This window comes from Actinoplanes sp. NPDC051494 (assembly GCF_044454705.1).
Classification (GTDB): Bacteria; Actinomycetota; Actinomycetes; order Mycobacteriales; family Micromonosporaceae; genus Actinoplanes.
The window spans coordinates 64,818-79,437 of sequence record NZ_JBITDZ010000002.1; the positions used below are offsets into that span (position 1 = coordinate 64,818).

Here is a 14,620-nt window from a genome sequence, read left to right on the forward strand (position 1 = left end):
ACCACCCACTCAGACCTCGAGTGCCCAGCTCACGAAGCGCAGCGTCGGCGTGAAACCGGCCCTCTCGTAGATGCCGAACGCTCCGACGGGATACTGCGAGTCGGCCTCCACGATGGCGCGGTCGTAACCCTCGTCGGCCGCGGTCCGCAGCGCGGTCCGGATCAGTGCGCCGGCGACGCCACGCTTGCGGTGACCCGGCTGGGTCGCGACGAACATGAAGCGGGCGTCGCGGATGCCGGTGGCCGCCGAGTCGGCGTCCCAGGACATCGTCACCAGCATGCCCACAGGGGTCCCGTCGGCCCCGTCGCGGAGCAGGAAGCTGACCGTGGGCCGGAACGTCTGGTTGGTGATCTTGCTCTTCCAGGAGTCCACGGGCATCGGTGCCCGCAGCGGGTCGTCCTTGAACGCCTCGTTGCGGATCAGCCGGAACTCCTCGTCATTGTGCTCCGACCACGGCTCGAGGCGTAGCCCGGCGGGGATCGCCGCCTCGGGGATCGCGTCGCCGAGGGAATGTTCCATGTGCTGCAGGTAGGTGACCGGCGTGAAACCGTGGGAGCGCAGAAGTTGCTCCAGACCGGCCATGCTCTCGGGTTTGTGGATGTCGACGGCGAGTTTCAGCGCCGGGTAATGCAGCGCGTGCAACTCCTTCGCCGCCGCCACCCCGGCCTCCAGCAGCCTGGTGCCGATGCCTTGGCGCCGGTACCCGGGGGCCACCCCGCCGTCCATGGCAACCCGATGGACGTCCTCCGCCCTCGGCTGGTATCTGGTCTTCATGAAGCCGACCATCACGTCACCGTCGAAAGCGGCAAGGCTCCCGCGTTCCAGATCCGTGTACGGGTCGATCAGCTCCTGGAGGGTGTCCTGCTCGTCGTAGTATTCGCCGACCTTGTCAACGCTCTCCATCGCGTTGAGCAGATCCGCGGACACCTTCGCGTCCCCGCGGGAGAGCGGCCGCCACGTAAGGTTGCTGATCTTTTCGCGCATTCGACGGAGGCTAGTCCCGCACGGGCGAGCTGACGTCCCATTTCCGGGGAGCACGGTTTGAGGGCAGAGGATGGGTACGGGAGCGGTCACCGTGACCTCCCGCGGTTCATGCTGGACCGGAAGCCGCTGGCCGACGGCACGGTATCCGTACTCACGGCAGCGGAGAGCCGGGCGCTGGAGTCGGCGACGTTGAGCAGGTTTCCGGCCGTCAACAGCCAGGAGATCGACTGGGAACGTGCTTCGCCTCGCTCGCGCATCCTCTGGTTCGAACACGAACACGGCTGGCCCGGGACGTTCGCGGACATGATGTCGTCGGTGCAGGCCACGAATGGCCGGGTGGCTGTCATGTGGGCCGGCGGAGGACTGCCGTCCGTCGTCGTTCCGGCTGCGCCGACGATCGAGCATGCGGAGGAGATCCTGGACGCCATCGCCCCGCCCGGCAGGCTGGGCCGCAGGGCGTCGATGCGGTCGAGCAGCATGTACAGGCCGGACTTCTTGACGACCATCAGGGTGTGGCTGCCGTTGGGCAGGTCGGCCACCGTGAAGACAGTCTGCTGGGACGGGCGGGGCTGGCCCTGCTCACGGCCGGTATTCACGGTCTCCACGAACTGGCCGTCGAGGTAGAGGCCCGGATCGCCGCCCTCAAGATGATCGACTACAGCTACACCGACGAGGGATAGCTCATCGTCAACGGCGGCCCGGAAGGCTTCGGCTGGGAAAAACCGGCCGCCGGCGACGTCGCCCTCGAACGGCGGTTGTTCCAGGCCACCCAGCAGTACGAGAGCCACGTCGACAAGGTGCAGGTGTTCCCGGAGGCCGCGATCTGGGCAGACCCGTCGGTCATCACCGGCACGAAGAACATCGGCACCGACTGGGACTCCTGGGTGCAGGGTCTCGACGGCATCGGCATGAAGCGGTACCTCGAGCTCAACCAGCAGGCCTACGATAGGTACAAGACCGGCAAGTGACGACCGGCGCCCGGTCCGGGGGATGTTGGTATCTTGCCGCGATGCAACCCGATGAGCTGCGGCAGTCCGCGACCGAGTACGCGCGTACCGAGGTCGCCCGTGGCCTCCTGACGTGCGCGATGATCGTGTCCGGCACGGCGGAGTACCTGCACGGGCAGGGCGAGCACACCGACCTGTACGCGCTGGCGTGGGAGATCGTGCCGCGTGAACTCGCCGCGCACCTCGCCGCCCAGCAGGAGTGGCCGGCGCGGACCGACAGCGACCGGCTCACCGACGCGTTCAACGCCCTTGACCTGGCCGGGATCGTGGCCCGGGAGGATTTCGCCTGCTGCCAGTCGTGCGGGACCAATGAGATCGGCGCCGAGGCCGGCAAGGAGACAGTGGCCCGCGGATACGTCTTCTATCACATGCAGGACGCCGAACGGGCCGCTCAGGGCGGGACCCTGTGGCTGGCCTACGGCTCCTTCGACGCCCAGGCTGACGACGCCCAGGCTGACGACGCCCAGATCGGCGAGGAGATCGCGGCCGCCCTGCGTGCCGAGGGCCTGGAGGTGGACTGGACCGGTGACGCCGGCCAGCGCCTGCATGTCCGGCTGCGCTGGGCGAAACGCCGGTACGGCCGGATGGCCGCCGTCCCGGTGAGCGCCGAGCCCGGCCGTACCGTGGAAATGCGGTTCGATCCGGACCGGCACCTGGTCCTGCCGCCGATGTCAGCGGCCGCGCTCGCCGCGCTCGAACTGCCCTGGCTGCCCGCCGACACGAGCGTGACGGTCGACGACGGGCAGCGGACGGTGACGATCCGGCGGGAGATGCACCGCCTGATCAGCGACGACGGCCGGGAAGCGGGCCGCTTCGAGGGCCTGCGACTGCTCGACCGCGCCGACGGCGGTCAGGTTCCCGACGAGCCGGGGCTGATCGAGGTCACCTACCAGTGCATGCCGAACGGCCCGCACCAGAGCGCCGCCCGGCCGATGAGCCTGCCCGAGATCCTCGCCGTCGTGCGGCGCCTGCCCGGCCGGCCGAAATCCTGGCTGTGCGCCATCCACGTGGCCGGCATCGTGCAGATGCGCTGGGAGGACGGACAGCTCTGGCTGGAGTCGCCGTTCGTGGCCGAGTCCGCCTCGGTCGGCAAGTACGCCCGCCTCGACGAGGCCGAGCGCATGCTCACGATCCTGGCCACCGAGAACCGCAACGCGATCCGCGAGCTCGACGGCGTCACCACCGAGCCCTGGTGATCACCGGAGTCCGAACTCCGCACCCGCCGCCCAGGTGGCCTCGGTGACGGTGTCCCGGTAGCGGACCCGGGCCTGGGCAGCCTTGGTGGCCTGGATCCGGGCCTCGTACAGCCCGCTCACCATCCGCGCGGACCGCGAGTTCCTCATCGGCGTGAAGATCACCAGTGACGAGCTCATCGGCGTGGTCTGCGACCTCGGCGCGCAGGTCCGGGCCTCGGCCCACCGGCGGCTGGCCGCCACCGGCGTCGACCACGTCCTCACCGTCACCGTCGAAACGACGTCAAGGCGCTCACCACCGCCGAACAATGGTTCGGCGAGGGCGTCGGCGCCGACTCGTTCGCCCTCGTGACCGTCGGCGCCGGCATCGGCTGCGGCCTGGTCGTCGGCGGCAAGCTGGTCTCCGGCTCCCATGGCGTCGACGGCGAGATCGGCCACATCAGCGTCGACGCCACCGGGCCAACCTGCCACTGCGGCAGCCGCGGCTGCGTCGAGGCCATCGCCGGCGCCGACGGCATCGTCCGGGCCGTCGGCCGTCCCGGATCGTCGTCTCCGGCGAAGGACTGTCCGCCGACGACCTGTTCGAACCACACATCCGGGCCAACTGCCCGCTCACGATCCGCCCGCTCCCGTTCGAGGAATGGGCCCGCGGCGCCGCCGCCGTCAGCATCAAGGACCTCGTCGCCGCCTGACGAGCGTCACCGGTGCTCGATCGGCAGGCGGGAGCGGGTGAGGAGGCCGGCGCCGGCCATGGCTACCAGGGGCACCACGAGCACCAGGGCCACCATCGTCCAGGGGACGTCGACGGGATACGGCAGCGACGGCGGCCAAACGGGGCGGGCGGCGTTGTTCTGCGCCAGCATCGCCGCGGTGCTCAGGGCTACACCGCTGCCGATGCCGAGCAGGGTGCCGAGGCCCGCGGTGGCTCCGGCCTGGCTCAGCGACAACATTCTCCGTACGTGGGGCGGGGCGCCCACCGTGGCCAGCGTCGTCAGGGTGGGGCGGCTGTCGGCCGCGGCCAGGGCCGTGGACACCGCCGTCGCCGTCAATGTCAGTGCCGCGGCGACGCCGAGCAGCAGGTAGAGGTAACGGTCGGGCTGTTCGTTGCTGCCTCGCTCGACCAGTGTGTACCCGGCGCCGAGCCCGCTCACCGTGGCCTTCACGGCGTTCGCCTCGGCCTCGGTGGGGGTTCGCGAGGTCGCGGCGATCAGCCCGGTGTCTCGCACGCCCAGCTTGAGTTTCCTGACCACGGCCGGCGACACGAAGGACTCGAAGTACGTGGTGTCGGTGGTGATCGCGTACGCCGGCACGGTGACCAGCTCGGAGTCGAGGTTGCTGCACAGGGCGCCGCAGCTCGACGAAACCGTGTCCAGCGACAGGGTGACGGTGTCGTCGTGGACCAGATAGGGCTTGGTGACCACCACACCGCCGCGGCGCAGCACCGCGGTCGCCCGTTCCACCCCGGCGCGGTCGGCGCCGAACAGTGCGGCGATCGCCGTGCCGTCGTCGACGACCATCGGCTCAACGGCGTAACCGTTCGCATGGCTCTCGGTGCTGCACCGCGGATCCCGCAGCGCCGCGTCGACCGCCGCCCGGGTGAGGGTCGCCGCACTGGTCCCGATCGGGCACGCGGCGTCCTCGTCCCAGGCGAGGGAGAGCCCACAGGTGCCCGAGCCCGGCGTCGCCGGCTTGCCGTCCGGGCAGACGATCGTGCCGTACGTGGCCACCGTGGTCGTGGGCAGCATGTCCGTCACGGCGGCGCGGACCGCATCGAGGGCCTCGGGGCGGGAGCTCTGCATGGTCACGGTGGCGTACCCGGCCGGCAGCGACGGCAGGTAGGCCTCGCGCAGCCGCAGCCCGTCGTTGACGGTGAAGACGCCCATCGCCACGGTGCCCGCGACGGTGGCCATGATGGCGGCCACGGCGGGTGCACCGGACGCCCGGTTGCGCCCGAGATCGCGCAGCGCGATGCGCAGGCTCAGCGGCATGACGCCACCGGCGCGGGCGAGGACGCCGATCAGTGCCGGGGTGCACAGCACGAACCCGGCCTCGGCCAGGGCGATGCCGGCGAAGACGGCGGGCCGGTTGCCGTACCAGGCGGCGCCGAAGGCGCCGGCCACCCCGGCGGTCAGCAGGCCCGCACCCAGCAGCCACCACCGGCGCGGGGAGCGGGTCTCGCCGCGCCGGGCGCCGAGGGCGGCGACCACGCTCTGCCGGGCGGCGGCGAGCGCGGGCATCAGGGCGGCGAGCATCCCGGCGGCCACCGCGGTGGCGGTCACGGCGAGCAGCTCGACGGGGACACCGGTGAACCCGCCGGGCGCGTACTGGAAGATGTGCTGCTCGGCCAGCGGCGCCGCGGCGAAGGCCAGGACGATGCCACCGATCAGGCCGGTGACGGCCGCCGCGGCACCGGCGAGGACGCCGTCGGCGAGCACGACGCGGCGCAGCTGGGCGGGGGTGCCGCCGGTCGCGGCGATCAGGCCGAGTTCGCGTTGCCGGCGCCGGGCGCCGACGGCGAACGCCGGCACCGCGAGCAGGACGACCTCGAACAGGATCAGGCCGCCGATGCCGGCCCCGGCGGCGTTCAGCCCGGCACTCCGGTCGAACTGATCGCCGCGCTGGGTGACCTGCATGCCGGCGTCGTTCAGTCCGGCCAGTCGCGAATCGTCGAGGTCCCCCGCGGTGTCCACACCGAACGTGGTGAACTTCCCGCCGGCGCCGGGCAGCTGCGCCGGGCGGAACAGCAGTTCCGCCCAGATGTTCTGCGGCCGGTCGACCACACCGGCCACGGTGTACGTGCGTACGCCCCGGTCGGCGTCGTCACCGACGCTCAGCTGGTCACCGACCGTCAGGCCGTACGTGTCCCGGGCCTTCTCGTTGATCAGGATCTGATCGCCGGTGGTGGCGGCGGTGCCGGTCAGCACCTCGGCGAGGCCGTTGTTGACCGGGTCGGTGAGGTCCAGCGCCAGCCCGTCGAGCAGCCGCGTGCGCCCCGCGCTGTGCAGGGTGACCCGGGTCGTCTCCTGGACGGCGACGTGTGATCCGGCCGGCAGTAGCTCGGCCACCGCGTCCACCGTCATCGGCGCGGTGGCGGACAGCGTGACGTCGGCCTGGCCCATCGCCCGGGTCGCCGCCTGCGCCGGGCTGAGCCGGAACAGGTCGACGGTCATGACGGCGAAGCTCAGCCACAGCACCGGCGTGGCGATCAGCGCGACGGTCAGGGCGGTACGCCCCCGGGCGCGGCGGGCCTCGCGCCAGGCGATGCGCAGTGCGGTGCGCCAGGACCTCACGGGGTGACCTCCAGCAGGTCCTCGGCCCGGCTGGAACCGGTGGAGTCCACCACGACACCGTCGCGCAGGAACACCACCCGGTCCGCCCAGCCGGCGTGCCGGGCCTCGTGGGTGACCAGCACCCCGGCCGCGCCGTCGTCGATCTGCCGGCGCAACAACCGCAGCACCGTCTCGGCGGTCTGCGAGTCCAGAGCGCCGGTGGGCTCGTCGGCCAGCACGAGCCGGCGCTGCCCGACCAGGGCCCGGGCGATGGCGACGCGCTGCTGCTGCCCGCCGGACATCTGGTCGGGGAACCGGGCGGCCAGGTCGGTCAGCTCCACCCGGGCCAGCGCGTCGAGGGCGAGCCGGCGGGCGCGGCGCACCGGCAGGCCGTCGAGTTCCAGGGGCAGCGCGATGTTCTCGGCGGCGGTCAGGCTGGGCAGCAGGTTGAAGTTCTGGAAGACGTAGCCGATGCTGCGGCGGCGCAGCTCGGCGAGCTGCGCGCGGTTCATCCCGGCCAGTGCGCGGCCTTCCACCAGCACCTCGCCGCGGGTCGGTGCGTCCAGCCCGCCGGCCAGGGTGAGCAGCGTGGACTTGCCGGACCCGGAGGAGCCCATGACCGCCACGAGTTCTCCGGGGGCGACGGTGAGGTCGATGCCCCGCAGGGCGTGCACGGCGGTCTCGCCGGAACCATGGACGCGGTGCACCCCGCGCAGCTGCAGCACGGTCATGACGTGGTCCGCTCGGAAACGGCCCGGGTGGCGGCGGCGGGCAGGGTCGCGGGCAGCGGTGGAGGCGTGCCGGCATGCCGTACGAGAGTGGTCTCGCAGTGGTCCAGCCAGCGGATCTCCGCCTCGGCCTGGAAGATCAGCGCGTCGATCACGAGCAGCCACGGCAGATCCCGCGGATTCTCGTCCTGCCGCTTCAGCCGGACGCAGTCCTGCAGGTGGCGCATGGTGGCGGTGCGCTGGCGCTGCACCACGGCCCGGATGTCCACCCCCGGTGTGGACAGGGCCAGCGACAGTTTGATGGCGAGCTCGTCGCGGGGCCGGCCGGCGTGCTCGACCGGGGTGGTGAACCACTCGGCCAGGTCGGCGCGGCCGACGTCGGTGATCTCGTACGGCCGCTGGCTGCCCTCGCCCTCCGGCAGGGCGCGCACGAGCCCGTCGCGTTCGAGGCGGGCCAGGGTGGTGTAGACCTGCCCGATGTTGAGCGGCCAGGTCGCCCGGGTGGCGTCCTCGAAGGCGCTGCGCAGCTGGTAGCCGTAGGCGGGACCGCGGCCCAGCAGGGCGAGGAGGCTGTGACGGATGCTCATGGATACCGAGTATGCATACCGGGTATGGCGTTGGCAAGGCCAATGATGGCTCATGCATCATTCAACGCCTCAGAATAGTGATCCACAATTGTTCACCCCAAGGGATGACAAAGTGTTCGGGCGGTGTGGTCTAGCATTTCTTGTTGCGCTTTATCCGATGCCGTAAAGGATGCGTTTTGTTGTTTCGCGACGGACTCTTCGCACCCGATAAATCATGCGATGCCAGCACGGCGGCCATTCTTTTCGCGGCCACCGACCGCGCCGCCGTCCGGGTCCATCCGGGCGACATCCTGCACGTCGACGCCCTGCTCCGCTCGGCGGCCGCCCCCGAGGACACCTGAGCTCACCTCCATCGACTCCCAGGTCTGTCGCAGGTGGTCAGGCGACCGGGACGTAGCCGACCTGGCGGGTGCCGCCGCCGTCGCGTTTGGCCTCGTACATGGCGGCGTCGGCGGCGCGCAGGAGTTCGGTGACGAGTGCGTCGGCCAGGGTCTCGTCGGTGGTGACCCGGTCCATGGACGTGATGCCGATCGAGGCGCCGACGGACACCGGGCCGGTGTCGGTGTCGATGGGCTCGATGATGGCCTGCTCGATCCGGGCCGCCAGCATGGTGGTGGCCGCCGGGGTCAGGTCGGTGCAGACGATCACGAACTCGTCGCCGCCCAGCCGGGCCACGGTGTCGGAGTGCCGCACGATGCCGGTGAGGCGGTGGGCCACGGTCTTGAGCACGGCGTCGCCGCAGTGGTGACCGCGCGAGTCGTTGACCGCCTTGAAGCCGTCGAGGTCGACGAAGAACAGCGTGGGGGAGCGGGTGACGGCGTGCCGCATGTCCTCGAAGAGCTGCGTCCGGTTGGCCACCCCGGTCAGGAGGTCGTGGGTGGCCTCGTGCCGCATGCGCTGGTGAGCGGCCTCCGCCTCGGCGGCGGCCCGGTGCAGCCGCAGCAGGATCAACGCCACCATGACCACCATCGCGGCCGCCGCGGGCGCCCCCTGCCAGCCATGCCGGGACGTGAGGGTCGAACCCACGCCCACACTGCAGAGCGCGCCGCCGAGCATGAGCGTCCGCCACCCACGGATCCCGGCCGTGCCGGTGGCCCCCGGGTCGGGTGCCGTCGCCGCGGCGCGGCTGGGGTGCAGCGCAGCCGCGGCCACCGTGGCGTTGATGACCAGGTAGGCGGCCATGTACCAGCTGCTCATCGAGGATGAGGAGAACGCCGGCACGTTCACCAGGTCGACGATGAGAGCGGTGCCGAGGGCGGCCAGCATCAACAGCTCCGCGACCGACCGGTGGCCGGGCACGAGCAGCAACGTCAGGCCGAGGGCCAGCAGTACGACGTCGCCGAGCGGGAAGAAGAACACCTGGAACAGGGTCCACCGGTCGGAAGCCGGGCCGGCGGCGAGCGCGGGCTGGATGAGGACCTGCCACGCGAACACCGTGGCGGCCGCCGTCACGACGGCGACGTCCTGCAGCACCGTCCGGCGGCTGCGGGACGCGGGAACCCGGCGCCGCATGATGCGTACGGTGGTGAGCGTGATCGGGACGTAGAAAGCCATCCAGAACAGGGGAACGGCGCTCGTCAGCCAGGGCAGGGCGAGCCGGTCACCCAGCTGCCACGCCATCGACCCGGCGAGGGCACACCCCAGCCCGGCGCACCAGGGCAGCCAGACCGGGCGTTCGGCGGGCCGCAGCGACCGGGCGCCGGCCACGCCCGCGACCGCGAGCAGCACCACGCCGGCCAGATAGCAACCGTCCGCCAGGCCGCTGTCCGGCCGCACGAACGAGGGCAGGGCCAGCACCAGGGATCCCGCGATCACGACCCATGACAGCAGGCCCCGCGTACGCGTCATGCCCCACCTATCGGCACCGGGCCGCCGACATTGAGCGCCGGCCACCGCCGCCAGGACGACCGGATCACGTCACGGGTTCATGTACGCGTTCTTCGCCATCCGCTGGTACGCCGCCTGCGCTGACGAGGAGGAGGTGATCTGCCAGTGCCGTTCCTTGTCGACGTCGAACCAGACGACCGCCTTGATCAGCGGGTAGGTGGTCCTCAGCGTCGGGACGACACCGTCGATCCAGGCGGCCTTGCTGCCCCCGGCCTCGTCGGAGGCCGTCTCGGCGATGATGATCGGCTTACCCTTCGCGGCCAGTTTGGGGTACAGGTAGGCGAAGTCGTCGCGGAAGCTCTGCCAGACGAAGTCCGGGTCCGAGGTGCCCCAGTTGTAGCCGTCGATCCCGGTCCAGTCGACGTACTGATCGCCGGGGTAGTACTTCATCGCCGGCGGGGATCCCGGGGCGTCCTCGTTGTTCGGGCACCACACCCACACCACGTTGGTGGCGCCGCGCGCGACGAAGATGTCGTGGATGTGGCGCCAGGCGGCGATGTACTTCGCGGGGTTGTGACCGCCCCACCCCTCGTCGCCGTTCATCTCCGCCGCGAAGTCGAGGAAGAACTGCTTGCCGAGCGCTCCGGCGGCGTCGGCCCGCTTCCTCAGCAGCGTGTCGTACCTGCCGTTGATGATGTCGTCGAACGCGATGTCGTTGGGTTCGACGTTGACCAGCGGGATCCGTCCGCCGGCGAAGTCCGCGGTGCTGACCGGCGAGTTGATCCAGTCGTCGGACGCGAAGTCGTAGTACGTGAGGTGCACGGCGGGCTTGCGCCCGATCCGCTTGTCGGTCTGCGCGATCGTGCCGTTGCCGTAGTAGTGCCCGAGCAGCGCACCCTGCGCGGGCACCAGGCCAACGGTGGGCGCGGTCCTGGCCGGCTTGGACGCGGTCGTCGAGGCGAACGCGTCGACCTGGGTCAGCGCCGCCACGACCGCCGCGGCCAGCACCAGTCCGACCATGGCGCGCCGGGCGGGCCGCCGGTCACGATTGTTGTTCATGACCACATCGTGACAACCGAACCATTAGCGGACGATGAAGACGGGCAGTTCCAGCTCGACCAGCGCGCCGGAGCCGTCGACGGGTACCACCCGGGCCCGCCCGCCGTGCAGGTCGGCGACCCACCGGACGATGGCGAGACCGACGCCGATCCCGGCCCGGCCACCGGTGACGCGGTCACTGAAGATCCGCTCCCGGTCCGGGGCGGCGATCCCCGGGCCGTGGTCGCGGACGCCGACCGTGCCGGCCGCGACGGACACCTCGACGACGGCCGCCCCGCCGTCCGGGGCACCGTGGCGCAGCGCGTTCTCGACCAGGTTGCGGATCGCCTGCGCCAGCAGGTCCGGGTCGCCGCGCACGACCGTCGGCTCGGTGCGCACCGCCACCGGCGCGCCAGCCGGTGCCATGTCGTCCACCACCTGCTCGACCAGCAGGTCCAGTCGCAGCGGCGTCAGCTCCAGCGGGCGGGTCCCGGCGTCGATCCGGGCCCGGGTGAGCAGCCCGGCGACCAGCCGGTCCAGGTGGTCGACCAGCCGCACCGCGTCGCGCAGCACGGCGGGTTCCGGCGCCGCCGCGCTCATGCCGCCCTCCATCGCCAGGCGGAGCGTGGCCAGCGGCGTCCGCAGTTCGTGGGCCGCCTCGGCCAGGAACTGTTCCTGCTGGTCCAGCACCCGCATCGACCGGCGCATGCTCTGGCCGGACAGCAGATGTCCGGCGCCGGCCGAGGCGAGCACCAGCACGGCGCAGCCCGCGGCCAGCCCGAGCACCAGCTCGGTGTGACCGCGTTCCTGTGGTGCCGGGTCGATCGCGACGAGCAGGACGGCGCCGATCTCGTCGGTGCCCCAGACCGGTGCGGTGGCCCAGCGCAGCGTGCGGCCGTCGGACGCCACGATCGTGGTGAGCACCGGTTCCTGCGCCTCGACCGTCGCCGCCCACAGCTCGTCCAGCCGGCCGGCCGGGGGCAGCGCGTCGTCGCGCTCCGGCCACAGCCAGCGGACCTGCGCGGGCTGCGATCCGGTGCGCTGCAGGACCGCGGTCACGTCGGAGACCGTCGCCAGGTCGTCCTCGGACAGCGGTTCGAGGTGCAGGACGCCCTCGTCGATCCAGACGGCGCGGGACAACCCCTCGGCCCGGCCCCTGAGCTGCGCGTCCAGGTCCTGGGACCCGGAGCGGGCGTCGATGGAGGCGGCGATGACGACGAGGGTGACCAGTGACACCGTGCTCAGCGCCGCGTACAGCAGGGTCAGCGCCCACCGCATCCGGCGCAGCCGCGCGACGGCGGGGCGGCCGGTGGTGGGACGGCCGGTCGTCACGCCGAGCCGCGGATGCGGTACCCGACGCCCCGGAGCGACTCGATGAGGTCGGGCGGGCCGAGCTTGCGGCGCAGCTGCCGGATCACCACGTCGACGACGTTGGACGAGGGGTCGGCCATCTCGTCCCAGCAGTGCTCGAGCAACTCGCCACGGGTGACCGCCTGCCCCGCCCGAGCCATCAGCACCTCGAGCACCGCGAACTCCTTGGCGGTGAACGTGAGCAGGACACCGGCCCGCCGGACCCGGTGACTCGGCACGTCCAGGGTCAGGTCGGCGACGGTGAGCTCCGGCAGCCGCGGGGGCTGGTCCCGCCGGCCCAGCGCCCGCGCCCGTACCACCAGCTCGGCCATGGCGAACGGCTTGACCAGGTAGTCGTCGGCGCCGTGCTCGAAACCCGACACCCGGTCGCCGACGGCCCCGAGGGCGGTCAGGACCAGCACCGGAACGGTACGGCCGGCCGCGCGCCACGCTTTGATCAGCACCAGCGCGTCCCCGTCGGGCAGGCCCCGGTCGGCGATCACACAGTCGTAGCTGTTGACCGACACCTTCTCGTCGGCCTCGGCCAGTGCGGTCGCGTGGTCCACCGCGAACCCGGCGGCCCGCAGCCCCGCGATGATGATCGGGCCGAGCTCGGGGTCGTCCTCCACCACCAGCAGCCGCATGATCGGCAATTCTAGGTGCTGCCGCCACCGTGTCGCGTACCGAACGGTCAGCCCTTGACCGCGCCCGCCGTCAGTCCCTCGGCGAGGAAGCGCTGCCCGAACGCGTACATGACCACCACGGGGATGCTGACGAGCAGGGACGCCGCGGCCAGCTGCCCCTGCGGCACGACGTCCCCGGCGATCATCGACTGCATGCCGACCGGGAGCGTCTTGTAGTCGTCCTTCGTGATGAACACGAACGCGAACAGGAACTCGTTCCAGGCGTTGGTCAGGGTGAACAGCGCGACCGCCAGCAGTCCCGGTTTGGCCAGCGGGAGCACCACCCGCAGGAACGCCTGGACCCGGGTGCTGCCGTCGACCAGGGCGGCCTCCTCCAGCTCGACCGGGATCGACGCGAAGTACCCGGTCAGCAGCCAGGTGGCGAACGGCAGGGTGAACGTCGGGTACGTCAGCACCAGCGACCACAGCGAGTCGGTGAGCCGGGCCCCGATGAGCAGCTGGTACAGCGGGATGAACAGCAGCGCGCCCGGCATCACGTACGTGAGCAGCACGGTGACCGTGAAGCCCTGCGCCCCGCGGAACCGCAGCCGGGCCAGCGCGTAGCCGGCCAGGGCGGCGCAGATCAGCGCGACCGTGGTGGAGGCCGCGGACACCAGCACGGTGTTGAGATACCAGCGGCCGAACGGCTGGTTGGCGAACAGGGCGCCGAACTGCTCCAGCGTCCACGGCGTCGGCCACAGGTCGTGCTCGCGGGTGACGACCTGACCGTCGGACTTGAAGGCGGTGACCGCGATCCAGTAGACCGGGCCCAGCACGAAGGCGAGCAGCCCGGCCAGCGCGACACCGGTCCCCACCCCCGACACCAGCGCCGGCGCCCGGCGGCCGCCACGGTTCTGCAGCGCCGAGACCCCCCGGCCGACCGCCGCCGCGATCAGCAGGATCACGCCCAGGAGCACGGCCGCCTTCCAGAAGATCCGCGGCGAGGCCCACAGCAGCAGACCGGTCACCGCCGCGGTGACCACCCACGGCAGGGCCGCCCGGATCCGCCCCGGTGTCCCGCTGTCACCGTCCTGGCGCAGCAATCTGACCAGGAAGAAAACCAGACCGGCGATGACCGGGAGCATGACGAGGGTGACCGCGGCCCCCGCGCCGTACTGCAGTTGCAGGATCGCCTTCGAATAGGCGATGAGCACGTACGGGGCGGTCACGTCGCCCGGGCCGCCCTGCGTCAGCAGCCAGATGAGGTCGAAGTTGTTGAACGTCCAGATCGACGACAGGGTCACCGTCACGGTGATCACGTGGCGCAGGCCGGGCAGCGTCACGTACGCGAACCGCTGCCACGCCGAGGCTCCGTCGATGGTCGCCGCCTCGTACTGGTCCGCCGGGATGGCCTTCAGTCCGGCGAGGAAGCAGATGGTGAAGAACGGCACCCCCTTCCACACGTTGACGAGGATCACCGACGGCATGGCCAGCGACGTGTCGGACAGCCAGCCCGCCGGCCAGCTGTCGATCAGGTGCGCGGTGGCCAGCAGCGGCCCGATCCCCGAACCGCTGAGCAGGGTGTTGACGCTGCCGAAGATCGGGTCGAGCAGCGCGCGCCAGCTGAACGCGGTCACCACCGTCGGCACCACCCACGGCACCAGCAGCAGCCCGGTCACCAGCGCCCGCCCCCGGCGCAGACGATGCAGCAGCAGGGCCGCGGCCAGGCCCAGGACGACCTTGAAGACCTCGGCGTACGCGGTGAAGACGAACGAGTTCCGCACGCCCGTACGGAACTGGTCGTCGTCGGTGAGGGCGAGGTAGTTGCCCAGCCCGACGAACACGGTGTCGGCTCCGTGCCGTTCCGTGGTGCTGGTGACGATCGACTGGACGATCGGCACCAGCACGAGCACCCCGACCAGCACGGCCGCGGGGGTCAGGAACAGCGCCGCCAGGCGCCAGTCCCGGCCCAGCCGCCGCTGGGTCGTCGTGAGCGAGCCCGATCTCACCGGGC

Annotated in this window: 13 protein-coding genes and 1 pseudogene; 4 read left to right on the top strand and 10 right to left on the bottom strand. The window is 71.4% G+C overall.

Going from position 1 to position 14,620, the window contains the following annotated elements; genetic code table 11:
• Window positions 1-9: 9 nt before the first annotated feature.
• On the bottom strand, window positions 10-984 hold the full coding sequence (locus tag ACIA6A_RS07165; protein WP_396096547.1) for a GNAT family N-acetyltransferase: 975 nt from the start codon (window positions 982-984) through the stop codon (window positions 10-12).
• An 86-nt stretch (window positions 985-1,070) separates the two neighbouring features.
• Entirely contained in the window at window positions 1,071-1,772 is a 702-nt protein-coding gene (locus ACIA6A_RS07170; RefSeq protein ID WP_396096548.1) for a hypothetical protein, read from the bottom strand.
• Between the two features lie 9 nt (window positions 1,773-1,781).
• On the opposite strand from ACIA6A_RS07170, the gene ACIA6A_RS07175 reads away from it, so the two are divergent.
• The 3 genes and pseudogenes from ACIA6A_RS07175 to ACIA6A_RS07185 all read left to right on the top strand — a co-directional run.
• The gene (locus tag ACIA6A_RS07175; RefSeq protein ID WP_396096550.1) at window positions 1,782-1,952 is read left to right on the top strand and encodes a hypothetical protein; all 171 of its coding nucleotides are present in this window, start codon (window positions 1,782-1,784) and stop codon (window positions 1,950-1,952) included.
• A gap of 41 nt (window positions 1,953-1,993) precedes the next feature.
• On the top strand, window positions 1,994-3,187 hold the full coding sequence (locus ACIA6A_RS07180) for a DUF6891 domain-containing protein (protein ID WP_396096551.1): 1,194 nt from the start codon (window positions 1,994-1,996) through the stop codon (window positions 3,185-3,187).
• 186 nt (window positions 3,188-3,373) lie between these two features.
• Window positions 3,374-3,688: pseudogene (locus ACIA6A_RS07185) on the top strand (ROK family protein); the annotation flags it as partial.
• 194 nt (window positions 3,689-3,882) lie between these two features.
• Here ACIA6A_RS07185 and ACIA6A_RS07190 read toward each other — a convergent pair.
• The 3 genes from ACIA6A_RS07190 to ACIA6A_RS07200 are packed head-to-tail and all read right to left on the bottom strand — an operon-like array spanning window position 3,883 to window position 7,768.
• Window positions 3,883-6,474, bottom strand: coding sequence for an FtsX-like permease family protein (locus ACIA6A_RS07190; RefSeq protein ID WP_396096552.1), 2,592 nt, complete (start codon window positions 6,472-6,474; stop codon window positions 3,883-3,885).
• Window positions 6,471-7,184: an ABC transporter ATP-binding protein gene (locus tag ACIA6A_RS07195; RefSeq protein ID WP_396096553.1), complete on the bottom strand. Its 714-nt coding sequence runs from the start codon at window positions 7,182-7,184 to the stop codon at window positions 6,471-6,473. The genes ACIA6A_RS07190 and ACIA6A_RS07195 overlap by 4 nt, the downstream gene beginning before the upstream one ends.
• On the bottom strand, window positions 7,181-7,768 hold the full coding sequence (locus tag ACIA6A_RS07200) for a PadR family transcriptional regulator (RefSeq protein ID WP_396096554.1): 588 nt from the start codon (window positions 7,766-7,768) through the stop codon (window positions 7,181-7,183). Before ACIA6A_RS07200 ends, ACIA6A_RS07195 begins: the two co-directional genes overlap by 4 nt.
• Before the next feature lie 176 nt (window positions 7,769-7,944).
• Between ACIA6A_RS07200 and ACIA6A_RS07205 the strand changes: the two genes are divergently transcribed.
• Complete coding sequence (locus ACIA6A_RS07205; RefSeq protein ID WP_396096555.1) at window positions 7,945-8,109, top strand: hypothetical protein; 165 nt, start codon at window positions 7,945-7,947, stop codon at window positions 8,107-8,109.
• Between the two features lie 37 nt (window positions 8,110-8,146).
• Here ACIA6A_RS07205 and ACIA6A_RS07210 read toward each other — a convergent pair whose 3' ends face one another.
• The 5 genes from ACIA6A_RS07210 to ACIA6A_RS07230 form a co-directional block, all read right to left on the bottom strand.
• Complete coding sequence (locus ACIA6A_RS07210) at window positions 8,147-9,616, bottom strand: diguanylate cyclase domain-containing protein (RefSeq protein ID WP_396096556.1); 1,470 nt, start codon at window positions 9,614-9,616, stop codon at window positions 8,147-8,149.
• Window positions 9,617-9,685: 69 nt separating this feature from the next.
• Window positions 9,686-10,654 (bottom strand): glycoside hydrolase family 26 protein, encoded by a 969-nt coding sequence (locus ACIA6A_RS07215; protein ID WP_396096557.1) that lies wholly within the window; start codon window positions 10,652-10,654, stop codon window positions 9,686-9,688.
• A 24-nt stretch (window positions 10,655-10,678) separates the two neighbouring features.
• Window positions 10,679-11,965 (bottom strand): sensor histidine kinase, encoded by a 1,287-nt coding sequence (locus ACIA6A_RS07220; RefSeq protein ID WP_396096559.1) that lies wholly within the window; start codon window positions 11,963-11,965, stop codon window positions 10,679-10,681.
• On the bottom strand, window positions 11,962-12,627 hold the full coding sequence (locus ACIA6A_RS07225; protein WP_396096561.1) for a winged helix-turn-helix domain-containing protein: 666 nt from the start codon (window positions 12,625-12,627) through the stop codon (window positions 11,962-11,964). The genes ACIA6A_RS07220 and ACIA6A_RS07225 overlap by 4 nt, the downstream gene beginning before the upstream one ends.
• A gap of 47 nt (window positions 12,628-12,674) precedes the next feature.
• Entirely contained in the window at window positions 12,675-14,615 is a 1,941-nt protein-coding gene (locus tag ACIA6A_RS07230; protein WP_396096563.1) for an ABC transporter permease subunit, read from the bottom strand.
• Window positions 14,616-14,620: the final 5 nt, after the last annotated feature.

What these genes read in the sequence shown, in the direction of transcription:
- ACIA6A_RS07165 (WP_396096547.1), bottom strand. Translation starts at nt 984, where the DNA reads ATGCGCGAAAAGATCAGCAACCTTACGTGGCGGCCGCTCTCCCGCGGG.
- ACIA6A_RS07180 (WP_396096551.1), top strand. Translation starts at nt 1,994, where the DNA reads ATGCAACCCGATGAGCTGCGGCAGTCCGCGACCGAGTACGCGCGTACC.
- ACIA6A_RS07195 (WP_396096553.1), bottom strand. Translation starts at nt 7,184, where the DNA reads ATGACCGTGCTGCAGCTGCGCGGGGTGCACCGCGTCCATGGTTCCGGC.
- ACIA6A_RS07200 (WP_396096554.1), bottom strand. Translation starts at nt 7,768, where the DNA reads ATGAGCATCCGTCACAGCCTCCTCGCCCTGCTGGGCCGCGGTCCCGCC.
- ACIA6A_RS07210 (WP_396096556.1), bottom strand. Translation starts at nt 9,616, where the DNA reads ATGACGCGTACGCGGGGCCTGCTGTCATGGGTCGTGATCGCGGGATCC.
- ACIA6A_RS07215 (WP_396096557.1), bottom strand. Translation starts at nt 10,654, where the DNA reads ATGAACAACAATCGTGACCGGCGGCCCGCCCGGCGCGCCATGGTCGGA.
- ACIA6A_RS07225 (WP_396096561.1), bottom strand. Translation starts at nt 12,627, where the DNA reads ATGCGGCTGCTGGTGGTGGAGGACGACCCCGAGCTCGGCCCGATCATC.